The following is a 22,020-nucleotide window of genomic DNA, read 5'->3' as shown; positions in this document are numbered from 1 at the left end:
CAGTGCACCCGGGGTTTCGCGGGCCTGTTCACGGGGCCTGTCGCGCCCTATTACTGCCTGAATCCCCGGTTAGCGCGCAGAGTATGACAGAGATGACCCTACCCCATAACGCCCAAGCGGATGCTGTTTATCGCCTGAACGGGGTGGATCTTGGCCTGCCGGAGGGATTGGCCACTGAGGCGATTATCGAGAAACTGGCCGATGGCACCTATGAGGGCGACGAGGCACGCTCGGTTGATCGCTGTGTGCGGCCCGGGTTTCGGGTGCTCGAATTGGGGGCGGGGCTGGGCTATATCGGCACCTTGGCCGCCAAGAAGACCGAGCCGGAAAACGTCTTGTCGGTGGAGGCAAACCCGGACCTGTTGCCGGTGATCCGCGCCAACCATGTTCGCAATGGTGTGGAGGAGGTAAGCCTGATGCATGGGGCAGTTGTGGGCCATGCCGAGGACGGCGCGACGGCGCATTTCCACATTGCCGGAGGGTTCACCGGATCGCGGCTTGGGGCCAAGGGCGGGCGGCAGGTGGAGGTGCCGCTGATCGGGTTTCACGAGCTGATCCGGGCCCATCGCCCCCATGTGGTGTTGATGGACGTGGAGGGGGCTGAGGCTGGCTATTTTGACAGGCCTTGGAAGTGCCCGCTGAGGTTTTGCGTGATGGAGATCCATCCCAGGCAATATGAGGCGGCGGTCATCAAGAAGATCATCGACCGGATGAGCGCCATGGACATGACGTATGATCCGGTCACGTCGCGGGGTAAGATCCTTGGGTTCCGGAAGGTCTGGGGCGAGGGGAGCTGAGGCGCTGCCGTAATGAAGCTGCGTGTTCGGGGCTTGCCGTGGGATTGAGTTGTATTTGCCAAGATGAAGGAACGGGCGCGTATATAGCGGGCGCGCGTGATCGGCCTTGAGTAGTATCCGTGGCCCGCGTCGTTGGTGTGGATGTCGCGGGTTTTCTGGTTTTGTGCCCTGTCGCGGATTGCGGGGCACGCCTCGGCGTTGGGGATGGCGCGATTGCCTGCGCCGTTGGTCGGAACAGCGGGGCCGCGTTCGCGCGTCCGGACGTTCAGCCATGATCCCGACCCCAAAAAGGCTCAGAGCCGTTCCCAGGTTTTTCCGACGCGTTATCTGCATTGCCTGCCCCGAGTCTGCGCTGGATCTATGACAAAAAAAACGCCGCCCGGCATCCCGGACGGCGTTAAATCTTCGGCGAGGCTGGCGCTCAGTCTTCGTTGACTTCGATCGCGGGCACTTCGTCGGCTGGCGGCGTGTCATCGTGGTCGGCTTCGCTCTCGGCGCTGACGAGGCCGGAAGGCGCTGTCAGGTTGGCGATCACGAAGTCGCGGTCGATGGTCGCTTTCGCGCCGGAGGGCAGATCCACGGAGGAGATCGTGACGGTGTCGCCGATTTCCAGACCGGAGAGGTCGATGGTGATCGCATCTGGGATATCGCCAGCAGTCACACGCAGTTCAACCTCGGGGCGAACCATGGTCAACACGCCACCCTTCTTGAGGCCGGGGCATTCTTCTTCGCCAACAACTTCAACAGGGATAAACAGCGTCACCTTCGAGGTGCGCTTGAGGCGCATGAAGTCAACGTGCGTGGGCAGGTCTTTGACAACATCACGCTGGACGTTGCGGCAGATCACGCGGACGTCTTCCTGGCCCTCAACCTTCAGGTTGAACAGGGTCGAAAGGAAGCGACCATCTTTCAAGCGCTTGAACAGCACGTTGAAGGGGATGTTGATCGCGAGCGGGTCTGTACCGCCACCATAAACGATACCGGGCACGTTGCCATCACGGCGTGCTTGACGAGCGGCCCCCTTGCCTGTCCCCGTCCGTGCCTCAGCGATAAGATCAGGAATCTCACCAGCCATTGGAATTCTCCTAGAGTTATGAGCCGCCTCCAAGGGTGTCGGCTCTGGGTTCGTAAGTCCGCGCGTATAGGGGGTGTGGGCGCTTTTGGAAAGCCCCTATTGCGTCCGGCGCTGGGCCGTGACAGCGGTTGCGTCCATGTCAGTTCTGTCCGCCCTATCGCTATCGCGTCGCCCTTTGGTTGCCTTCATGATTGTGGGGGTGTTCTGGGGCAGTTTTGCCGCACAGGTTCCGGTGCTGAAAGAGGGGATCGGGGCCGATGACACCCAGTTCGGTGTGATCTTGTTGGGGACGTCCTTTGGCTTGGTCGCCACGATGTGGCTGGCACCCTTGTTTGACCGATGGTTGGGCCCTTGGGCGATGCCCGCGGCGGGGTGCATTTTTGCCGTGGCGGCCCTTGGCCCGGCATGGGCCAGCGCGCCCATCGCGTTTTTTGTGGCGATGGTGTTGGCGGGGTTTTGTTCGGGTCTGCTGGACGTGGTGATGAACGCCCGCGTGTCCGAGTTGGAGGCGCGTCACGGGCGCAGTCTGATGAACGCCAACCACGCCATGTTCTCGGTCGCCTACGCGATTTCGGCCATCTTGACGGGGCTGGCCCGAGAGGCGGGGTCCACCCCGGAGCAGATCTTCGCCGTGGTGGCGGTTGCCATCGCGGTGATGGCTTTGCCCTTGCGGATGGATGCCGAGCAGGTGGATGACGCCGCCCGCCGCGCCAACCGCTTTCCCTGGGGCACCGTCGTTTTGTGCGGGGCGATCGTGCTGGTCGCTTTCTTCGTGGAAGCCACGGTAGAGGCCTGGTCGGCCCTGCATATTGAGCGCACCCTGGGCGGGCGCGCGGCAGAGGGCGCGTTTGGCCCGGCGGTTCTGGGCCTGACGATGGCGGTAGGCAGGTTCTCGGGGCAAGCCCTGACCGAGCGGTTCAGCGAGCACGCGATAATCGTCATCGGCACCGGCATGGCGATGGTCGGCGCGGTGATTGCGGCAGCCGCCCTGTCGCCCCTGATGGCCTATGTGGGCTTTGGCGCGATGGGTTTGGGGATTGCAGCCGTGGGGCCCGTTGGCCTTGCCATTGTGGGGCGGATGGTGCGGCCCGAACATCGGACCGCTGCCGTGGCCCGCGCCGCTGTGATCGGCTTTCTGGGCTTCGTTCTTGCGCCCTCGTTGATGGGCTTCATCTCGGGCGCTGTGGGCTTGCGGTGGGCGTTCGCCGCTGTCGCGGCGGTGGCGCTCCTCGCTCCGCTCCTCGCCGTATATCTACGCGGGCGTCATTCCCATTCGCCTTGAAAGCCCTTCGGGACCAGCACGTTCTGGCGGCCCAGATCGTGGACGGAACGCTCTCCACATAGGCCCATGGTGGTGTCGAGTTCCTTTCGGATGACCTCGAGCGCTTCCATGACGCCCTGTTCGCCGCGCGCGCCCAAGCCATAGACAAACGCGCGCCCGATCATGGTGCCCTTGGCCCCCAGCGCCAGCGCTTTCAGCACGTCCTGCCCCGAGCGGATGCCGCTATCGAGGTGCACCTCGATCTTGTCGCCCACCGCATCCATGATCTGCGGCAACATGCGGATCGACGACAACGCGCCATCCAACTGCCGCCCGCCGTGGTTGGAAACAGTGATGGCATCGGCCCCGACCTCGACCGCTTTGCGGGCATCGTCGGCGTCCAGAATGCCCTTCAGCACCACCGGGCCATCCCACCACGAGCGCAACTCGCGGATGCGGTCCCAGTCGAGCGCATGGTCAAAGGCCTCGGCCGTCCAGGAGGACAGTGACGAGGGGTCCGTCACCCCCTTGGCATGGCCCACGATGTTGCCGAAAAAGCGCCGTTTCGTCCCCAGCATCTCCAGCCCCCAAGGGACCTTGGTCATCATGTTGGCAATGGATTTCGGCGTCAGTTTGGGCGGGGCGGAGAGGCCGTTCTTGATGTCCTTGTGACGCTGGCCCATGATTTGCAGGTCGACGGTAATCACCAGCGTGGTGCAGCCCGCCGCCTTGGCCCGCGCAAACAGGCGCTTCATGAAGTCGTCGTCCTTGAGAGTGTAGACTTGGAACCAGAACGGTTTGTTGGTGTGTTCGGCCACGTCCTCGATCGAGCAGATCGACATGGTGGACAGGCAAAACGGGACCCCGAAACGTTCCGCTGCGCGGGCGGCTTTGATCTCTCCGTCGGCGGACTGCATCCCCGTCAGGCCCACAGGCGCGAGTGCTACGGGCATGGAGACGTGCTGGCCCAACATCTCGGACGCGGTGGAGCGCCCGGTCATGTCCCGCGCGATGCGTTGGCGCAGGCGGATCAGGTCAAAGTCCGAGGAATTCTCGCGGAATGTCTGTTCCGTCCAGCTGCCGCTTTCGGCGTAATCGTAGAACATCTTCGGCACGCGCCGTTTGTAGATGCGCTTGAGGTCTTCGATTTCGGTGATGTCGGCCATGGGGCTCTCCGCGATGTGGTAAGAAATGTTTACCAATACGAGAGGGCGGAGTCTATGGGGTGCTATTTCAAAGCTTCAACCGAAGGGCGAGCGCGATATCGGCAAGGACAAATTCAATTGCCAGATAGCTGACTTTGCGCTTTGCTTCAGGACCATCATGCGCAGGCAATTGATTTGGCGATTATATACTTGAGAAAGCAGATAGCGGATGCTATATAAGGTTCAAGGAGTTAAGCCATGAACCTCACCGACCCCATCTTCACCGACAAGGACGCTGCTCGCGCCTATATGGAAGCGCAGCGTTGGGCTGATGGTGTCTTCTGTCCTCATTGTGGCGGCACTGACAAGTGCAAGCGCCTTGAGGGCGCAAAGCACCGCCCCGGCTTGTTTCAATGCGGCGATTGCCGCAAGCAATTCACTGTCACTGTTGGAACAGTATTTGAGCGCTCTAAGGTTGCGCTGAATAAGTGGATGCTGGCAACGCACCTGATGGCATCTTCAAAGAAGGGCTTTTCTGCCCATCAACTGCACCGTTCCATCGGCGTCACCTATAAGACTGCGTGGTTCATGTGGCATCGCATCCGCGAAGCCATGACCGACAACACCAATTCGGATTTCGGCGCGGGTGGTGGAGTTGTTGAAGTTGACGAGACCTTCATTGGCCGCGAACCGGGTAAGCCTGTGCGCCGTGGCGTCGGTCACAAAATGAAAGTTCTGACGCTGGTAGACCGCTCCACTGGCCGCGCCAAAAGCGTTGTTGTGGACGATCTCAAGATCAAGACGCTAATGCCGATCCTAGAAGCACACATCGCCAAGGAAGCCATCATCCACACCGACACAGCGATCCAGTATGACAATCTCGACCAGCACTTCTCCAAGCATGAGTCCGTCAACCATGGCGCTGACGAGTATGTGCGTGGTGATGTGACCACAAACACCGTGGAAGGCTACTTCTCCATCTTCAAGCGCGGCATGAAGGGCGTCTATCAGCATTGCGACAAGCAACACCTGCACCGCTACGCCGCTGAGTTCGCCTTCCGTTACTCCAACCGCACTGCCAACGGCATTGACGACACCGCCCGCGCCGCCCTGATTATCAAGGGTGCAGAAGGCAAGCGCCTGACCTATCGGCGGACTAACTCAGTCTTCGTCTGAGTTCCGCGACTTGGTAGGCCGCTTGCTGGACGACTGGTCCTCATCAGATTGACTCTTGGATAGATCGGAGTCCCCACTGTGGGGCTTCGGTTTCATTGCCAAGAGGTTTTTCACTATGTCTTCGAACGACGATTCAGCCACAATCACTCCACCTTTTCGTGACGCCGGTCTAAAGGCTCATTGGGCCCTTAAAAACATCTACAACCTTGACGCCATCCTCAATAGTTATGTCAACGACGGGCTTTCCGCCATCATCTCTGAACCAGATCTTCGGCACGAGTTTCGCGAAGTCAAGATGATGGCAAAGCCGTTTGACTTCCCTCTCTCTCTCAACGTAGGCGATATCATCAGAAATCAAAGGGCCGCGCTTGATTTCGCGGTTAGCGCCATTTTCGAGTTCGTTGGTGCCAACCCCCAACATGCTTACTTCCCCATTTCGAACAACCGGACCGGGCTTAGTAGTACCATTAAAGGCGGATTGGAAAAAGCGGGTCTCGAAGCATTGACCCCGTTCTTTCTCAACGAAATAGACGCGACACAATCCGGGAAGGGACACGCCCTTTGGATTTTGAATCAGCTCGATAGAATCAACAAACACAGGAACTTGATCGTTACGACCGTAATCCTGTTTGCCCCCGAACCAAATTTCGTCGCTCACGGTTCGACCTCTGGAACCACCATCTCGCGAGACAACTACAGACTGCTCCAACCAGGCCAAGAATCTGTGTTTAGAATCCCCGCAAACGCTCATATCGAAGACTATTCCAATCCCAAAGCATCCGTGGAAATAACCTTCGGCAAATCCGAAATATTGCCTGGCACGCACATTGTCCCATTTCTGGTCGACATGCAAAATACTGTCATTGATGTTCTTAAAAGCACGCAAAAAGCGTTCATCAAAGAAGTTCGCCATTAGCTTTGCTTTCTCAAGTATATAATTGCCATTGATTTTGCTGCAAACCTTTCTTTTCAGGAGCATTCCCTTTGGATCGTCGCCGTTTTTCACTTCTTGGTCTGTCCTTCGGACTTAGCCTTATTCCCGCGGCTGGCAGTGCCGACGGACATCAGCGGCCTGTCGCCATAATCGCAACCGGACAGGGCCAGAGCAGAACCGTGCTGCGTCTTTATCAGGGGCGAGGGGCCACATCCTTCCTGTTGCACCTGCGCCAGTCCGGTGAAGATATGGTCTTCAACCTGGAGACAGACCCGGACGCTATGCTGGATATGCGCGACATATCCCGCGGCACAAATTTCGAGGTGGTGTTGGAGGGGGAACAATTTCCCGTTGCCGTCTCTGCCCTTGAGGGCGGGCAGCGTCAGGCTTTCACAATTGACGGCGCGTTGCGCGGAGAAATGATCGCCGACACCGCGTTCGGTCTGGTGGTCACGTTGTTCATGATCCTGTTGATCGTCAACGTGATGGGGTTGAACCTCATTCTTGAAAAGATCGAATCTGGATACGTTACGACTGCGGAAGGGCAAAGAATCAGAGCAGCGATTGCCAGCCTTCAACAAACACAATCCGGTGGAAGCAACATCATAGCCGACCCCAGCTGTGACGGTCCGCCTGTTTTGTTGTGTTGATCGCTGGCGGGGCACCTAGCCCCGGTGCGCGCCGTCAGCGAGGGATTTCACGAACGCCAGCACATCCTCGACGCTTTCACCCGAAGCGATTTGCGACACGATGGCAGATCCCACAACGCAGCCGTCAGCGATGGAGGCGATGCTTCCGGAGGCCTCGGGCGTGTTGATGCCGAAGCCCACGATGACGGGGAGGTCTGTTTTGGATTTGATCCGGGCCACTTCAGGTGCCACGTCGCTGGCTTGGGCGGCGGCGGCCCCGGTCGTGCCGGTGACAGAAACGTAATAGACAAAGCCCGACGTGTTGGTCAGCACCTTGGGCAGGCGGGCGTCGTCGGTGGTGGGGGTGGCGAGGCGGATGAAGTTCAGGCCGGCGGCCTGGGCGGGAATGCAGAGTTCATCATCTTCTTCCGGGGGCAGGTCCACGACGATCAGCCCGTCGATGCCGGCGGCTTTCGCATCCGTCAAGAACTGGTCCACACCGCGCGAGTAGATCGGGTTGTAGTAGCCCATGAGGACGATGGGTGTGGTGTCGTCGCCCGCCCGAAAATCTCGGGCCATTTGCAGGGTTTTTTCCAGCGTCATACCGCCGTCCAGCGCCCGTTGCCCGGCCAATTGGATCGTCGCGCCATCGGCCATGGGGTCGGTGAAGGGCAAGCCAAGCTCGATGATATCGACGCCCGCCGCTGGCAGGCCCCGCATCACCTTTAGCGAGGTGTCATAATCGGGATCGCCGGCCATGATGTACGAGACAAAAGCCTTTTTGCCAGAGGCGGAAAGGCGCGAGAAGGTGTCGTCGATACGGGTCATGGTGGGGCTCTCAATTAGCTGTCGTCTGGGTGGTTTGACCCAAGGGAGGGCAGAAATCAATGGGAGGGTGTTATCAGTGGGCGGTGGTATCGCACGCGCCGCGTTGGCCGATCGGGGGCCGATTGGGGGCCGCAGGGGAAAGATTGCGAGATTTTCCCACCGACTATGGAACCAACGCGGGGGCATCCCCATTTACCTACCATGAATTACTTACTCGCCATTCTGCTTCCGCCCCTTTCCATCTTTCTTGCCGGACGGGTCATCCTGGGCATCATCATTGCGCCGATCTGGATCTTGGCGCTGATCTTCTCGGGGGGATTGACCCACCCGATGTTTGTCCTGTTGGCGTGGTTTGTTATCTTCGAGCGGCGCGAGAAGCACGGATAACGGATAACAGCTTGGCCGGGCTCAAGCCCGGTTTGCGTGTGGCACCGTTGGGGTCGTAAGGCGCCAGAAGCGCCAAGGCAGTGCAACGGCAGCTACTGCCAGACCAAGGGTGTAGCCAAGCCAAATTCCCATAGCTCCATACCCCAAAACGATTCCGAGGACGTAACTGCCGGGAAGTGCCAGCGGCCAATAGATGATCAGCGTTATGACGGTGGGGCGGTTCATGTCCGACATGCCCCGCAATGCCCCGAGGGAGGTGCCCTGGATGCCATCGGCGATCTGCATCATCGCCATGACAATGAACAAATTCGTGGCCAGTTGAATAACGGCAGGGTCGCTGGACATCGCTTCAGCCAGCAGACGCCCTCCGAAAATGAACACGCTTGTCGCCATTGCCTGCCACAACACCACCATCAGGAACGATGCCTTCAGGATCGGGCGCAACCGATCGTGGCGGCCCGCGCCGACCGCATTGCCGATGCGGATGGATACGGCGCCCGCCATGCCGAGCGGGATCACATAGGCCACCCCGCCCAAGGCGTTGACGATCTGGTGGGCGGCCAGGGCCTCGGCCCCCAGCCAGCCGATCATCAGGCCGATCATCGCATAGGCCCCGCCTTCGCCCGCATAGCCAAGGCAGAGCGGCACGCTGTCGCGCAATTGCGCCCGCACGTCTGTCCACGCCACGGCAATCGTTTGGCGATAGACGCGCAACCCCTCGGCCCGTGAGACCACCAGCCAAGCCGCGATCAGCGACAGGCTTTGGGACAGGATCGAGGCCAACCCCGCCCCCAGAATTCCCATGTCCAGGATGTGGATGAAGGTGTAATTGGCCGGAATGTTGGCCACCACGCCGATATAGCTGAGCCCCACGGCCGCCCACGGCCATTCCACCGCGTCAAACAGCGCTTTCAGGCCGAAAAACAGGGTGAAGGGGATGATCCACAACGACATGCTCAGCCAGTAGGGGAACAGGATGTCCAATACCTCTTGCGGCTGACCCAAAGGCCCGAGAAGGGGATAGACCGCGATCATGACAAACGCGGCGAGGGTGCCTCCGATAAGGCAGAGGAGCAGGCCGGAGCGGAACGCTATCGCCACACGGGCCGGGTCGCCCGCGCCCTCGGCCTGACTGATCTGCACGGAGATGACCGTCAGAAGGCCCCAAAGGGCCGAAATCAGGATGATCAGGACCGCCGTCGTTACCCCGGCGGCGGCCAAGGGCACCGTCCCGAGCGGAGAGATCATCACCGTGTCCACAACGCCGATCAACAGCGCCGCCGTCAGGCCAACCATCAGCGGCACCGCAAGGCGGATCAGGGGCGCGAGTTCGGCCTTGGTCGTGGGGGCGTTGTTCATGGATCCCGTCTACGCCTGTGGCGGGGTATGTCAATTGGCGCGCAGGCGCTGAACGGCTCCTCCGCCAAAGCGTCCTCGCCGCGCCGCCCTGTCTGGCAGAGCCTTGACCTTTCGCCCTTGCACGACCTACATGCGCCCTTGATTTTTAGCTTTAGCCGGAGTGCGTCACATGGGTTTCAAAATGGGCATCGTGGGCCTGCCGAACGTCGGCAAATCGACCCTGTTCAACGCGCTGACCCGCACGGCGGCGGCGCAGGCGGCGAACTTTCCGTTCTGCACGATTGAACCCAACGTGGGTGACGTGGCGGTGCCTGACGCGCGCCTTGATAAGCTGGCGGCGATTGCGGCCTCCAAATCCATCATCCCGACGCGCATGACCTTCGTGGATATCGCGGGCCTTGTAAAAGGCGCGAGCCAGGGCGAAGGCCTCGGCAACCAGTTCCTTGCCAACATTCGCGAAACAGATTCCATCGCTCACGTGCTGCGCTGCTTTGAGGATGGCGACGTGGTGCACGTCGACGGCCGCGTCGACCCGATCGCCGATGCCGAAACCATCGAGACCGAGTTGATGCTCGCCGATCTGGAAAGCATCGAGAAGCGCATGGCGAACCTCGTGCGGAAAGTACGCGGCGGCGACAAGGAAGCCGTGCAGCAGGAGCGCCTGTTGAACGCCGCCAAAGCGGCACTGGAAGATGGCAAACCCGCCCGGACTGTCGAAGTTGACGAAGAAGACGCCAAAGCCTGGAAGATGCTGCAACTGCTCTCCACCAAGCCGATTCTCTACGTGTGCAACGTGGAAGAGGCGAATGCGGGCACGGGCAACGCGCAATCGGCCCGCGTGGCGGAAATGGCTGCGGCCCAAGGCAACGCCCATGTGGTGATCTCTGCCAAGATCGAAGAGGACATCAGCCAGCTGGACCCCGAGGACGCCGAGATGTTCCTTGAAGAATTGGGGCTGGAAGAGCCCGGCCTCGACCGTTTGATCCGTGCCGGGTACGAGTTGCTGAACCTGCAAACCTATTTCACCGTCGGCCCGAAAGAGGCCCGCGCCTGGACCATCAAGGAGGGCACCCTTGCCCCCGCCGCCGCCGGCGTGATCCATGGTGATTTCGAGGCCAAGTTCATCCGCGCCGAAACCATCGCCTACGACGATTACGTCACCTTGGGCGGTGAAAACCCGGCGAAGGAAGCGGGCAAGATGCGCGCGGAAGGCAAGGGCTACGTCGTGAAAGACGGCGATGTGCTGCACTTCCTGCATGGCGGCTGAGGCCCGCGCCTGAACGAAAGCGGGCCGGTCACCCCCTTGGAGGCAACCGGCCCTGAAATTCTGTCAGATCAGACGCAAGTTAGCGAATGATGGACACAATCGTGCGGTTCTCGGTCGAGACAACAGCCGGGACGCCGTTCACGTAGACGTAGCTGTACTCGGTGTCAGGCACGGCCTGCAGTTCGACTTCGGCCGGAATCCCGGCGCCGACGACGACTTCACCCTCAAGATAGACGGGCTCGACTTCGTTGGTCCGAACGTAGGTCACAACTTCGTCCGGGACGCTGTCGACTGCGGCAGCACCGGCGATCGTTCCGCCGACGACGGCGCCCACGGGGCCCGCGACCAGCGACCCTACGATGGCACCGAGGGTGGCACCGCTGGCACCAGCGCCGACTTCGGCGGCGATGTCATCGTAGCGTACGATCTCGACTTCGACTTCTGGCGTCTGACTCACGACAACGGCCGAGCCGTCCATCGAGGCAGTGAGGTAATCGGCAAAGGCCCAACCAGTCTGACCTTCATAGGTCACTTCACACCAGTTGCGGGCTTCAAGGCAGGAAGTAACAGTCACTTCACCCTCGCCGCTGATCACGTCGATCACTTCGAACTGCGGCCCGGGGCCGGCGCGGAGGTTGAGGTCGGTGGTGGCGTTGGCGGTAACGGCTGCGGATGCGGCAGTGCCCATCAGGAGGCTTGCGGCAGACAGACCAAGGATAATGTTCTTCATGTCAGTTTCCTTTCACTTCTCACTTCATTACGGGCACCAGCTTGGCGCTCCGTCGATGTGGCAACGGACAGGACGAGGGTTCGTTCCGAAGAATTCGGCGCTTGCGTGTAGAGTCAGGTTCGGGGCGCTCGGGTGGCATTTTTCCGCAGGTGTGCCGGGGCGCCATGGGCGGATCTGCGCCGACATTTCCCCACGTTATCAATGAGCTGTCACGGAGTGCGGCAGGGAGCCATCGCACGAGGCTAGCGTCGATGACACGGGAACACAGTCGCACCGTGAGGGGTGGGCGATCCGTGATCTCCCGCTTCACAAATTTTCATTTGCCCCCACCCCGCGCTTCAGGCTTTCTCCGCCCGATATTAATCCTGAAAGCGACAGCCCATGGCCGATACCTCCGACGACACGCCTGCGGGCTATGCCTATGCGGTCAGCGCCTATTTTCTGTGGGGAGGTTTGCCGATCTACCTGAAGGCGCTGTCGCACCTGCCCGCGATGGAGGTCGTGGCGCACCGGGTGATCTGGTCGCTTCCGATCATCGGTGTGCTGATCCTGATCACGGGCCGTACGGCGGATCTGAAAGTGGCGCTGCGCTCTCCGAGAATGCTGGCCATGGGGGCGCTGACGGCGCTGTTTATCTCGATCAACTGGGGCATTTATATTTGGGCGATCGCCAACGAACGCACCCTGGATGGCGCCTTGGGCTACTATATCAACCCGCTGGCCACCGTGTTCCTTGGCGCCGTGCTGTTGGGCGACCGGCTGGGCCGCTTGCAATGGACCGCCGTGGGCCTTGCCGCGTTGGCCGTGATCATTCTGACGATCGAGGAGGGCGGCCTGCCTTGGGTGGCGCTGGGTCTGATGTTGAGCTGGGTGGCCTACGCTTTCTGCAAACGCCAGCTACCCATCGGCCCGAACCAGGGCTTCTTTCTGGAGGTCGCGATTCTCTGCGTGCCGGCGTTTGCTTATGTGGCGTGGATGGGCGCGACGGGACAGGGCAGCTTCATGGCCGGTGTGGCATCGGACACCTGGCTATTGATGGGCTGTGGCCTGGTCACGGCCGTGCCGCTGATTTTCTACGTGAACGGCGCGAAGCTCTTGCGGTTGAGCACCATAGGCATCCTGCAATACATCGCCCCCACACTGATTTTCCTTGTGGCGGTGTTCCTTTTCGATGAGCCCTTCGGCCCCGCCCGCATGATCGCCTTCCCAATGATCTGGGCCGCCTTGGCGCTCTATTCCGTGGCCTTGTTCCGGCAATCCCGAAAGGTCGCGCAGAGGTAACAATTCTGGCTTGTTTTCCCCGGTTCCCGACATTAGACGGGTCAGCGGAGACGTGGCCGAGTGGTCGAAGGCGCTCCCCTGCTAAGGGAGTAGGCGGGAAACTGTCTCGAGGGTTCGAATCCCTTCGTCTCCGCCACCATACATAACGTGTGACATGCTGGCCTGATGAGATTGCGCCCCCGGATCGCCAGGGCGGCAATGAAATCGGCCTTTTGCCTCTTTTCCCCAAGCCTTCTGCGGCACGCACGGCGTCGTGCCGACGAATCTGGCCATGCGGGGTGGGGAGGGCGACGCCGATTTTCTCACGTGTGATCATTCGGGCGACCTGCTTGTCTTCGCAGCACCTTGGTGTCGGGCGGAACGGCTTGATGGGGCGTAGGGGCGATGTTCCTGCTGGCCACCGAACACGCACAATGGCAATCAGTGCTGGCACACTTTTGCGCCGGGATCGGCGCCATCTGGGTCGGTCCAACTCGGCCCTTTATCCAGAAGGGTATTCTCTATGACATCGTCTCAGACCGTCGCCGGTGATCTTGTCCGGGCCATCGAGACTTTCTCAGACGCGCCTGCCATGTCCGACCGGGATAAAACGATCACCTACGGGCGGCTCGGTCAGTTTGTAGAGACCCTTGGACGCGATCTGGATGCGCCGCAGGTGGTGGGGATTTTCGGCTCTCCGGGGATCGCCATGGCCGCGAGCGCGGTGGCTTGTGTCATCAGCGGGCGCCCTTTCGTGCATCTGGACCCGGCAATGCCACAAATGGTGTTGCACAACATCATTTCCGAGCTGGACGTCAGCTTGGTCGTCACGTGCCAGACGCCTGCGCCGGGGCATCTGCCGGGCGATTGCGCGACGGTGGATGCAGTAGCCTTGTCGCAAGAAGAGCCCGCGCCATATCAGCCGTTGCAACCGGGCCATGTGCTGCCGACCGATCCGATCTACATGGTTGCCACGTCGGGCACCACGGGGCGACCCAAATGCATCCCCGTATCACAGGACGCGGCCTATCTGTCCTACGCGTGGCGGGACGAATTTACCCCTTACGGTCCCGGCACAAGGGTTGGCATCTACGTCTTCGCGATATGGGAGATGTTTCGCCCCCTGCGCAAAGGCGGGGCGCTGTGGTTTCCCGATGCCAACACCTTGTTTTCGCCTAGCGAGCTGGCCGATTTCCTGATTGCCCATGATGTGGACGAGATGCTGTTCACGCCCTCGTTCTATGACACCTTCCTGACGGCGTTGGATACGGACCGCGCCAAGGCTTTGCCGCTGTCTCGCGTGGTTCTGAACGGGGAAGTTGTGGGTGATGATCTTATCACCACGTCGCTTGGGAAACTGCCCGATACCGCGCTTTGGAACCTCTACAGCATTTGCGAGACCCATGATGTGTGCATGTCGCATCTGACCAAACCGGCGGGGGCGGGGCCTGCCTCGGTTGGGGTGCCGATGCAGCACCTGAGCGCCATTATTCTGGATGAGGCGGATCAACCCTGTCCGGCGCGCACGTCGGGGCAATTGCATTTCGAAGGGCCAAGAATGCTGGGGCAAGGCTATATCAACCGCCCCGAGGAAACCCTTCTGCGGTTCCGGGAGCTTTCCATCAACGGACGCGACACGCGGCTTTATGATACCGGGGATCTGGCATGGGTCGATGACCAGGGCGCGCTTCATATCGAAGGGCGCATCGCCCATATGCTGAAGCTGCGCGGCTTCTCGATCCAGACACGAGAGTTGACGGAAACCCTGCGCGACAAGCTGGCCTTTACCAGCGCCGCCCCTTGGGTGGCAGAGGTCGGCGCGCGGGGGCAAAGCCTGATCTTCTACTTCGCCGCCGACGCCACGCAGGCCAAGGCCAATGCAGACGCCTGGGGGCTGAGCGCCGGGACCAACCGGATGCCGCCCGCCCTTGCCACGGCTTTGCGCGACGTGCTGCCGGCCTACTGCGTGCCGTCCTTCCTTGTGCAAATGGACACGCTGCCGCTGCACCCGGTGTCGGGCAAGGCCGACATGCGGGCGTTGCCCCCGGTCACAGATGACAGCGCCACCGGCACCGCGGCTGAGGACGCCGTGATCGCCGCCGCGGCGTTGGCCATGTCGTGCGACCCAACGCAGATCGACCCGTCGCGGAACTTCCACGATCAGGGAGGCGACTCTTTGATGTGCGTCACCCTGATGTTGGAGCTGGAAAAGGCCTATGGCCGTCCGATCGACTTTGAACTGGCGATGAATGTGCCATTGCACCGGTTGGATCAGCTAATGACCCAAGAGGCCGACACCCCCGCGCCCACCAACACCTTTGACCGGCCGGGCATTCTGCTGACCGGGGCCACAGGGTTCCTTGGCGGTCACGTCTTGGCCCAAGCCGCCCGTGATTTGCGGCGCGGAGAGGTCGTTTATTGCCTAGTGCGCGACAAGAACCGGGGGGCAAGGGACCGTCTGGACGATGTGGCCCGCGCCCACGGCGTGGCCGACGACAAATATATCATGGTGCCCGGAACCTTGGACGCCCCCAACTTTGGGCTGGCGCAGGGGCCTTTTGACACACTGGCCGGCTCGGTCACCAAGGTCGTGCATTGCGCGGCGATGGTGAACCTTGCCATTGGCCGAGAGGAAATGCTGGATTGGTCCGCACGCGGGATGAACACCGTGCTGGATTTCTGCCTGGCGGCCAAGGCGGATCTGCGGTTCACCTCCTCCAGCGCGGTGTTCCCTGATCGGGGCGGCCCATGGCCCGAAATGCTGCCAGCCCAGTGGGACGGTTGCACCGGCTACGGGGCCGCCAAGATCGCGGCGGAAGAGGTCATTCGCGCATCGGGCGTTTCTGCGGCGATTGTGCGCTTGCCCTCTCTCTATGATCTGGGCGCGCCCAACCCGCGCGACATTTACGAGATTATCCTGGAGGCCTCGTTCCGCGCCGGTCACATGCCCCAGGGCCTGACCTTCCCGATGACCGACGTGACCGCTGCCGCCGCGTTTCTTTTGGGCCCGGTCACGGGGCCAGAGGCGCCGATTTACAATCTGATGGCCGATCACCGCGTCACCCCGACAGGCGCCCCCCAATTGGCGGCAAGGGAGTGGTTGGCAAAGGTCGAGATTGCCCCCGGCATCGCCAATGTGATCGAGACGTTTCCAGATACGCTCTGCGCCGATGCAACCTTCCAGAACACGGACGCCCGCGCAGCGTGGGCGCGGGTGACTGACCAGCCCTATGAGGGGATCTGCGATGCGGAGGCCCTGCTATCGCGGCGCGAGGGCGATTACCAAAGCGACCCGGCGTTGATCTGAAAATCTTCCATCGTCAGGGCGCGGGCGGCGTCGCTGACCAGGAAGGCGGCAAGCTCGGCTACCTCGGTCGGTTGCACCAGTTGATTCTGCGGGTTCGACTTGGCGTATTCGGCGCGGACCTCTTCCAAGGATTGGCCGGTGCTGGCGATGTCGGCGTCGATGAATCGTTTCAGCATCTCGGTTTCGACCCATGTGGGGCTGATCGACACGCAGGTCACGCCATGGGCCGCCCCTTCAAGGCTGACGCAGCGCCCAAGCCCTAAAAGCCCCGCCTTTGACGTGCAATAGGCGGCATTGTTGGCCATGCCATTATGGGCGGCAACCGAGGCGATGTTTACAATCCGCCCCCAGCCGTTGCGCTTCATATGGGGCATCACGGCGCGGATCGTGCGGAAGGACCCGCTGAGGTTCGTGTCTATGTGATCGTCCCAGACCGCATCGGGATGGTCGATCACGGCGGCTTCCTCGTAGACGCCTGCGGCATTCACCAGGATATCGACGCTGCCGTGGGATGAGACCACCTGGGCCACGAAGTCGTCGACGCTTTGGGATGATCTGACATCCAGCGCGGCGGCTTCGATGCGGCCGCTGTCCTCGCCCAGAACTTGCCGCGCATAATCCGCGTTGCCAGCGCTTCGGGCACCGACCACAACGTGGGTGCCACCGCTTGCCAATTTACGCGCAATCGCAAGACCCATTCCCGATAGTCCACCTGTGACGATCGCTGTTTTGTTCCCGTTTGCCATGCCGCTTTTCATCCTTGCCGATGTTGACTGCCCTTGAGTTAAGACAATTCCAGCATGAGTGCATCGCAAATCCGCCGGCTGTGACCCTTCACCTCTGAGGGGGCGGGCGCGACCTGTTTCGGCGGTGTCAGTAGGTGCCGTCTGCCTTCGCCATAAGCGCTGCTTGGGTGCGGTTGTTTACGCTCAGCTTGGCGAGGATGTTCTTGACGTGCAGCTTCACCGTGACTTCGGCCAAGTCCAGAGCACGGGCGATTTCCTTGTTGGACGCGCCATTGCACAGGTGCTGCAATGTTTCCATCTCACGGGGGGACAGGCCCTTGTAATTTTTGGGCTGGTCCGGGGCAGGAGGGGTGAAATCGAACGGGAAATACTGCTCGCCCGACAGCACGAACCGGATTGCATTGACCATGGAGGTTGCGGTGGCCGATTTCGGCAGAAACCCCTTCGCCCCGATCTCCATCGCCGATTGCGCCACATCCGGGGTGGCGATGCCCGACATCAACACGACCTTGATATGAGGATAGGTCTTCACCACGCTTTCAAGGCCCGACAGACCGTCCATCCCCGGCATGTTGTAATCCAAGATAACAAGGTCAAAGGGCGTTTGCCCGGCCAACAGCGCCTGGGCCTGCGGAACACCGGAGGCCGTGGACACGGTGAAATCACCTTGCTGGCCCAAGTAGGCCGCAATTGTGTCGCGCACTAGGTCGTGATCATCGGCAACAAGAATATTTGGCATATGAGGCCCCTTGGCCCTTCACTGGGCCTATCGAATAGCGAGGTAATAAAGCATGGGGCGGGGCGCGCCTATACCTTTGTATAGTCACCTATCCCTTTTCACTCCGCCGCCAATCAAGTGGCGATGTATCGACAGAGCGATCCTTCATTTTGAAAGGCCCCGTATCATGATGAGTTGCCTTCACCGTTTCATGCTGTCCGCTTTGGCCCTCACGGCGATGTCACTGCCTTCGGCGGCGCAAGACCCCAGCGCCCTGCAGGTCTCGGATGGGGAAGGGACGATTGTGTCCTTCGCCCTAAGCGATCTTGACGGGTTGCCGCAGGTCGAGATCACGACCACGACGCAGTGGACCGCGGGTGAAAATACCTTCACCGGGCCGTCTCTTCGCGATGTGTTGGACGTGGCAGGGCTGGGTGATGATGACCTGACCCTGACAGCGCTGAATGATTACGCCATCGAGATGCCCGCCCCAGAGGCCGGTGCCACCTATCCTATCGTCGCCTCGCGGATGAATGGTGTGCCTATGTCGGTGCGCGACAAAGGACCCTTCTGGATCATTTTCCCCTATGACAGCGAGCCCGACTTCCAGACGGAAACGATCTACGCGCAGAGCATCTGGCAATTGGATGCTATCGAGCTGGCGGAGTAGGCGGCGTGAAACTCAACCAACGCAGCCGACCCGTGGGCGGAAGTATGTATAGGCGCATCGGTGTTCTGATTATCGTGTCCCTGCTTGTCGGGCTGCTGGCGGTGCTTGGCACTAACCTTTGGCGTGAGTTGCGCAACCTTTCCACCGCAGGCACAGACAGCCTGCTATGGACGACCCAGCAAATCGAGACTGAGTTCGCGAACTTCGCCGTCGCGCTGAGTGACGCGGTGGCAAGCGAAACGCCCGACGAAGACAACGTACGTTTGCGCGCCGACATCGCCTTGAGCCGTCTGCTGATCGTTGAACAGGGCGCTGCACTGGATCTGTTTTCGCAAGATGCCGCGCCCATTTGGGATCAGGTTATCGCCTACCAGAATGCGATCATCGACATTCTGGACGCCGATCCAGAGCTGTCGCGCGACGACATATTGGCGATGCGCGATCTGACCCGAGACGTGCGGCCCCAGATGCGAAGCCTCGTTCTATCGGGGCTAGAGACGGGGGTCCAACGGACCGAGGCCCGTCGCTTGGCTTTCGCCGGACACCTGGCATTCACGGGCGCCATTGCCATCGCGGTGATCCTTGGCCTGTCCGTAGTCTTAATGGCGCTAGACCGTCTATTGGCCCTCACGGCACGCCGGGGCGCAGAACTTCTGGTATCAACCGCGCGGTTGCACGCTACGGTGGAAGCCTCCCTCGATGCGATTGTGACGTCGAACGAGGACGGTGTTGTGGTAGAGTTCAATTCTGCGGCTGAGCGCATCTTTGGCTGGAGCAGGGATGAAATCCTGGGCCAGAAGATGGAGCATACGATTATCCCTCAGGAGCACCGGGCCGCCCACGGCGCGCGGATGAAAAGGTACCTTGAAACCAAGGTGCCGCGCATGGTCGATGCGGGGCGGGTAGAGCTTTCGGCGGTGCGAAAGTCGGGCGAAGAATTTCCGATCGAATTGAACATTACCACGGTTGAAAGCGCAGACGGACAATTGTTCATCACCTATTTGCGCGACATTTCCCAACGTAAGATCGACGACGAGAAATTGATCGACGCCCGTGACCGGGCCGAAACGATGGATCGCGCCAAATCGCAATTTCTCGCCGTGATGAGCCACGAGATGCGCACCCCGCTGAACGGTATCCTTGGGGTGCTTGATCTGCTGCGTCACACAGACCTGACACAGCAACAGGACCGCTACGCGCGTGTTGCCTCGGCCTCGGGGGAGATATTGCTTGAGCAGGTGAATGAAGCGCTGGATATCACCCGGATTGAGATGGGGGCGATGAAGCTATCGCCGCACCGCTTCGAGATGCGCGATATCGTGAAGGTCTTCATTGAAGTGTTGACCCCCTTGGCACAGGAAAAAAACCTGTTCCTTCAGGTAGAGTTCAGTCCCGGAATGGATCGGGCCTTCGATGGCGACGGCGGGCGGATTGGTCAGATCCTGACAAACCTGATCGGCAATGCGATCAAGTTCACCGATACGGGCGGCATCAAGGTTTTCGTCGATGGCATCCACTCGGCCGATCACACCATCGCAACGATCACCGTGACCGACACGGGCCAGGGCATCCCCGCCGAGCATCTGGAAGATATCTTTGAGGATTTCGTCGCCCTCGCCCATTCCGAGGGGCGGCAAGTGCGCGGTGACGGGCTTGGTCTGTCGATCTCGCGCAAGGTGGCGCGGTTGATGGGGGGCGATTTGACGGTGCAATCGGAAGTGGGCACAGGCAGCACGTTCAGGCTGCGCGTTCCCTTGAACCGGGCGCAACCGGGTGCAGTTCCCCCCGGTACAGAGCGTGCAGGCGATACGGACCTTTCGGCGGCTCGGACCGCGATGGCTGTGCTGATTGTCGAGGACAACGCCGTCAACCGCTCGGTGCTGCGCGACATGCTGGAGCGTCTTGGCCATAACGTGTCTGAGGCCACCAATGGCCTGCAAGGTGTGCGGGCAGCTCAGGAAAAGACCTTCGATCTGATCTTCATGGATGTCTCGATGCCGGTCATGGGGGGCATCGAGGCCGTGGGACGTATCCGGGCGGAAGAGGGGCCGAACCAGCGCACCAGGATTTACGGCCTGACCGCCCACGGCAGCGAGGATTATCGCGACAACGCTTTGGCGGTAGGCATGGACGCGTTCTTCACCAAGCCCATTCGCCTCACCGCCCTGCAAAAGGTGTTGGCCGAGCCAAGCGTCGTGTCACCACATACAGCTGATGTGTCGATTGACACAGAAGTCATCGACGAGCTCATTGCGGCTCTTGGGCCCGAGAAAGCTCATACCGCCGCAACCGCCTTCTTTGCCGAAGCCGAAGCAGCGGCCACCGAATTGAGCGACCCGACCGCAGACGCAGCCGCCGTTTTGCACAAGTTGCGCGGTGGCGCCGCGCTGCTGGGGCTTGGCGGTTTGGTAGCGACCATTGATGCGACCGCGCCCGACGGGGTTGATGCGGAGGCTGTATCAGCTCTGCGAGAGGCTGCGGCGGCGAGCCAGGATCGCCTGTGGCGCCATCTGCCGGTGCACGCCCCCAAGGGGTAAGGAGATCTATCTCAAGGGATGCGGGCGCTGCCCGATATACCCTAAAGGTGCCCCCCACAGGGCACCACTATTGGCGAAAGGCACCCGGGCACCAGTGTCGAGTGATGCTGCGGTGGGCCGACGGCGCCTAGACGTCAGACGGGATGCCGAAAGCCAATCGGGCCCTGCCAAAGCATATGATTTCCCGAGTTCTGGGGGCGTTGCAGGGCGTCCTAAAGCATGTCCGCGAAACGCTCTGGCAGGGTCACAACCATGATTTTGTTGACCCAAGGCTTCTCGACGTCGTGGCCGTAGATCGCGTTGTGTGTCTTCAGATCCCGTGGCCGGGTGGCGCTGCCTTTGCCGCGCTTGCCGATCTCGTTGTAGATCTTCTGGGCAATCTCATCGTAGGGAACCACGTCTTCACAGGCCGCGACATTGCGGGTCAGGCTGAGGCGACCCGACGTGTGATTGGTGAAGGTCACGCCCACCTGTTCCGCTGTGCGCACGCCCACCTTCATCTCCAGATGCAGAAGCGACGCATTCGCCATATGCATCATCAGCAGATCGTCGGACATCACCACCGGTTTGCCGACGGCAACGTGCCCGCCGATGGTCAATTCGGTCGGTCCCGTCACGATGTTGGGTTTTACGTAAAGCTTGCTAATCGCGCCCACGGATCGCTGCCCCATCAGGGGTTTCGTCGGGTCCAGGGGGGCCTCGCCGGGGACTTCGACGACCTCGATGCCTTTGGTGTAGCGGTAGCCAATATCCATTGCGTCTTGCACCGCCTCCTGGAAGCTGCGCCCGCTTTGGGGATCGACACAGACAAGTTCATCACAATCGCCACGCACGAACAGATCATACTGATCATCCAGCTCGGTCATCAAATCCCAATGGGCTTTGATGAAGCGTTCATTATCGGCAATACGATGCCCCGAGCGGCCCTTCATGTAGCTGACGTTCACGCCGCTTAGATCGACCTCGGTCTTCCAGTCGTCACCGTCCAACATCACGTATAGATGCTCTCGACCCAGAATCTGGCCATAGTGTTTGACCCAGATATCGAGGAAGAAATCGTCCTTCCGCACATGGGTTACTGCCGCAATGCGCAATGCCATAGTGTACTCTCTCGCCTTGTTTTCCATTGCTCATACTTATCTTTGTCTGATGCAAGGACTGCTGATGGGGTCGGGGATGTCGCTGTGACGCGAC

At 60.6% G+C, this 22,020-nt stretch carries 19 protein-coding genes and 1 tRNA gene; 11 read left to right on the top strand and 9 right to left on the bottom strand.

Going from position 1 to position 22,020, the window contains the following annotated elements; translation table 11 throughout:
- The first annotated feature begins 83 nt into the window (after positions 1–83).
- Positions 84–797: an FkbM family methyltransferase gene (locus AADW23_RS00815; protein ID WP_341862638.1), complete on the top strand. Its 714-nt coding sequence runs from the start codon at positions 84–86 to the stop codon at positions 795–797.
- 421 nt (positions 798–1,218) lie between these two features.
- Here the strand turns inward: AADW23_RS00815 and AADW23_RS00810 are convergent, their stop codons facing one another.
- Complete coding sequence (locus AADW23_RS00810) at positions 1,219–1,872, bottom strand: 50S ribosomal protein L25/general stress protein Ctc (protein WP_341862637.1); 654 nt, start codon at positions 1,870–1,872, stop codon at positions 1,219–1,221.
- A gap of 136 nt (positions 1,873–2,008) precedes the next feature.
- On the opposite strand from AADW23_RS00810, the gene AADW23_RS00805 reads away from it, so the two are divergent.
- Positions 2,009–3,154 (top strand): MFS transporter, encoded by a 1,146-nt coding sequence (locus AADW23_RS00805; protein ID WP_341862636.1) that lies wholly within the window; start codon positions 2,009–2,011, stop codon positions 3,152–3,154.
- Here AADW23_RS00805 and AADW23_RS00800 read toward each other — a convergent pair.
- On the bottom strand, positions 3,136–4,299 hold the full coding sequence (locus AADW23_RS00800) for an alpha-hydroxy acid oxidase (RefSeq protein ID WP_341862635.1): 1,164 nt from the start codon (positions 4,297–4,299) through the stop codon (positions 3,136–3,138). The genes AADW23_RS00805 and AADW23_RS00800 overlap by 19 nt on opposite strands.
- Before the next feature lie 237 nt (positions 4,300–4,536).
- Between AADW23_RS00800 and AADW23_RS00795 the strand changes: the two genes are divergently transcribed.
- The gene (locus tag AADW23_RS00795; RefSeq protein WP_341862634.1) at positions 4,537–5,454 is read left to right on the top strand and encodes an IS1595 family transposase; all 918 of its coding nucleotides are present in this window, start codon (positions 4,537–4,539) and stop codon (positions 5,452–5,454) included.
- A 169-nt stretch (positions 5,455–5,623) separates the two neighbouring features.
- Here the strand turns inward: AADW23_RS00795 and AADW23_RS00790 are convergent, their stop codons facing one another.
- Positions 5,624–6,460: a hypothetical protein gene (locus AADW23_RS00790; protein WP_341862633.1), complete on the bottom strand. Its 837-nt coding sequence runs from the start codon at positions 6,458–6,460 to the stop codon at positions 5,624–5,626.
- Between AADW23_RS00790 and AADW23_RS00785 the strand changes: the two genes are divergently transcribed.
- The gene (locus AADW23_RS00785) at positions 6,439–7,038 is read left to right on the top strand and encodes a hypothetical protein (RefSeq protein WP_341862632.1); all 600 of its coding nucleotides are present in this window, start codon (positions 6,439–6,441) and stop codon (positions 7,036–7,038) included. The genes AADW23_RS00790 and AADW23_RS00785 overlap by 22 nt on opposite strands.
- Positions 7,039–7,053: 15 nt before the next feature.
- On the opposite strand, the gene trpA is transcribed toward AADW23_RS00785, so the two are convergent.
- Positions 7,054–7,845, bottom strand: coding sequence for a tryptophan synthase subunit alpha (gene trpA / locus AADW23_RS00780; protein ID WP_341862631.1), 792 nt, complete (start codon positions 7,843–7,845; stop codon positions 7,054–7,056).
- Between the two features lie 201 nt (positions 7,846–8,046).
- On the opposite strand from trpA, the gene AADW23_RS00775 reads away from it, so the two are divergent.
- Complete coding sequence (locus AADW23_RS00775; RefSeq protein ID WP_341862630.1) at positions 8,047–8,232, top strand: hypothetical protein; 186 nt, start codon at positions 8,047–8,049, stop codon at positions 8,230–8,232.
- A 21-nt stretch (positions 8,233–8,253) separates the two neighbouring features.
- Here AADW23_RS00775 and AADW23_RS00770 read toward each other — a convergent pair whose 3' ends face one another.
- Positions 8,254–9,591 (bottom strand): MATE family efflux transporter, encoded by a 1,338-nt coding sequence (locus AADW23_RS00770; RefSeq protein ID WP_341862629.1) that lies wholly within the window; start codon positions 9,589–9,591, stop codon positions 8,254–8,256.
- Positions 9,592–9,760: 169 nt separating this feature from the next.
- Here AADW23_RS00770 and ychF point away from each other — a divergent pair, with 169 nt between their 5' ends.
- Complete coding sequence (gene ychF / locus AADW23_RS00765) at positions 9,761–10,858, top strand: redox-regulated ATPase YchF (protein WP_341862628.1); 1,098 nt, start codon at positions 9,761–9,763, stop codon at positions 10,856–10,858.
- Between the two features lie 79 nt (positions 10,859–10,937).
- Here ychF and AADW23_RS00760 read toward each other — a convergent pair whose 3' ends face one another.
- Positions 10,938–11,588 (bottom strand): DUF1236 domain-containing protein, encoded by a 651-nt coding sequence (locus tag AADW23_RS00760; RefSeq protein WP_341862627.1) that lies wholly within the window; start codon positions 11,586–11,588, stop codon positions 10,938–10,940.
- Between the two features lie 381 nt (positions 11,589–11,969).
- On the opposite strand from AADW23_RS00760, the gene rarD reads away from it, so the two are divergent.
- The 3 genes from rarD to AADW23_RS00745 all read left to right on the top strand — a co-directional run bounded on the left by rarD (position 11,970) and on the right by AADW23_RS00745 (position 16,155).
- Positions 11,970–12,869 carry an EamA family transporter RarD gene (rarD, locus tag AADW23_RS00755; protein WP_341862626.1) on the top strand — a complete coding sequence of 300 codons (900 nt, stop codon included), beginning with the start codon at positions 11,970–11,972 and terminating at the stop codon, positions 12,867–12,869.
- Positions 12,870–12,915: 46 nt separating this feature from the next.
- Positions 12,916–13,005: transfer RNA gene (locus AADW23_RS00750), tRNA-Ser, on the top strand.
- 366 nt (positions 13,006–13,371) lie between these two features.
- Positions 13,372–16,155, top strand: a complete 2,784-nt coding sequence (locus AADW23_RS00745) for an AMP-binding protein (protein ID WP_341862625.1) — start codon at positions 13,372–13,374, stop codon at positions 16,153–16,155.
- Here AADW23_RS00745 and AADW23_RS00740 read toward each other — a convergent pair.
- Together AADW23_RS00740 and AADW23_RS00735 are read right to left on the bottom strand one after the other, a co-directional pair.
- On the bottom strand, positions 16,128–16,901 hold the full coding sequence (locus AADW23_RS00740; RefSeq protein WP_341862624.1) for an SDR family oxidoreductase: 774 nt from the start codon (positions 16,899–16,901) through the stop codon (positions 16,128–16,130). The two genes, AADW23_RS00745 and AADW23_RS00740, sit on opposite strands and share 28 nt — an antisense overlap.
- A gap of 127 nt (positions 16,902–17,028) precedes the next feature.
- Positions 17,029–17,640 carry a response regulator transcription factor gene (locus AADW23_RS00735; protein ID WP_341862623.1) on the bottom strand — a complete coding sequence of 204 codons (612 nt, stop codon included), beginning with the start codon at positions 17,638–17,640 and terminating at the stop codon, positions 17,029–17,031.
- Between the two features lie 166 nt (positions 17,641–17,806).
- Here AADW23_RS00735 and AADW23_RS00730 point away from each other — a divergent pair, with 166 nt between their 5' ends.
- A complete protein-coding gene (locus AADW23_RS00730) occupies positions 17,807–18,289 on the top strand; it encodes a molybdopterin-dependent oxidoreductase (RefSeq protein ID WP_341862622.1) in 483 nt (160 codons plus the stop codon).
- A gap of 44 nt (positions 18,290–18,333) precedes the next feature.
- Entirely contained in the window at positions 18,334–20,826 is a 2,493-nt protein-coding gene (locus AADW23_RS00725) for an ATP-binding protein (RefSeq protein WP_341862621.1), read from the top strand.
- A gap of 212 nt (positions 20,827–21,038) precedes the next feature.
- On the opposite strand, the gene AADW23_RS00720 is transcribed toward AADW23_RS00725, so the two are convergent.
- Complete coding sequence (locus AADW23_RS00720; protein ID WP_341862620.1) at positions 21,039–21,926, bottom strand: hypothetical protein; 888 nt, start codon at positions 21,924–21,926, stop codon at positions 21,039–21,041.
- Between the last annotated feature and the right edge of the window lie 94 nt (positions 21,927–22,020).

The organism is Gymnodinialimonas sp. 57CJ19 (assembly GCF_038396845.1).
Taxonomy (GTDB): Bacteria; Pseudomonadota; Alphaproteobacteria; order Rhodobacterales; family Rhodobacteraceae; genus Gymnodinialimonas.
The sequence above is the reverse complement of the archived record's forward strand: the minus strand, read 5'-3'. Positions and strand labels throughout refer to the sequence as shown.

Bases quoted from the DNA above. Each gene is read 5' to 3' on its own strand.
- AADW23_RS00815 (WP_341862638.1), top strand. From the start codon at position 84: ATGACAGAGATGACCCTACCCCATAACGCCCAAGCGGATGCTGTTTAT.
- AADW23_RS00810 (WP_341862637.1), bottom strand. From the start codon at position 1,872: ATGGCTGGTGAGATTCCTGATCTTATCGCTGAGGCACGGACGGGGACA.
- AADW23_RS00805 (WP_341862636.1), top strand. From the start codon at position 2,009: ATGTCAGTTCTGTCCGCCCTATCGCTATCGCGTCGCCCTTTGGTTGCC.
- AADW23_RS00800 (WP_341862635.1), bottom strand. From the start codon at position 4,299: ATGGCCGACATCACCGAAATCGAAGACCTCAAGCGCATCTACAAACGG.
- AADW23_RS00795 (WP_341862634.1), top strand. From the start codon at position 4,537: ATGAACCTCACCGACCCCATCTTCACCGACAAGGACGCTGCTCGCGCC.
- trpA (WP_341862631.1), bottom strand. From the start codon at position 7,845: ATGACCCGTATCGACGACACCTTCTCGCGCCTTTCCGCCTCTGGCAAA.
- AADW23_RS00775 (WP_341862630.1), top strand. From the start codon at position 8,047: ATGAATTACTTACTCGCCATTCTGCTTCCGCCCCTTTCCATCTTTCTT.
- AADW23_RS00770 (WP_341862629.1), bottom strand. From the start codon at position 9,591: ATGAACAACGCCCCCACGACCAAGGCCGAACTCGCGCCCCTGATCCGC.
- ychF (WP_341862628.1), top strand. From the start codon at position 9,761: ATGGGTTTCAAAATGGGCATCGTGGGCCTGCCGAACGTCGGCAAATCG.
- AADW23_RS00760 (WP_341862627.1), bottom strand. From the start codon at position 11,588: ATGAAGAACATTATCCTTGGTCTGTCTGCCGCAAGCCTCCTGATGGGC.
- rarD (WP_341862626.1), top strand. From the start codon at position 11,970: ATGGCCGATACCTCCGACGACACGCCTGCGGGCTATGCCTATGCGGTC.
- AADW23_RS00745 (WP_341862625.1), top strand. From the start codon at position 13,372: ATGACATCGTCTCAGACCGTCGCCGGTGATCTTGTCCGGGCCATCGAG.
- AADW23_RS00740 (WP_341862624.1), bottom strand. From the start codon at position 16,901: ATGGCAAACGGGAACAAAACAGCGATCGTCACAGGTGGACTATCGGGA.
- AADW23_RS00735 (WP_341862623.1), bottom strand. From the start codon at position 17,640: ATGCCAAATATTCTTGTTGCCGATGATCACGACCTAGTGCGCGACACA.
- AADW23_RS00730 (WP_341862622.1), top strand. From the start codon at position 17,807: ATGATGAGTTGCCTTCACCGTTTCATGCTGTCCGCTTTGGCCCTCACG.
- AADW23_RS00725 (WP_341862621.1), top strand. From the start codon at position 18,334: ATGTATAGGCGCATCGGTGTTCTGATTATCGTGTCCCTGCTTGTCGGG.
- AADW23_RS00720 (WP_341862620.1), bottom strand. From the start codon at position 21,926: ATGGCATTGCGCATTGCGGCAGTAACCCATGTGCGGAAGGACGATTTC.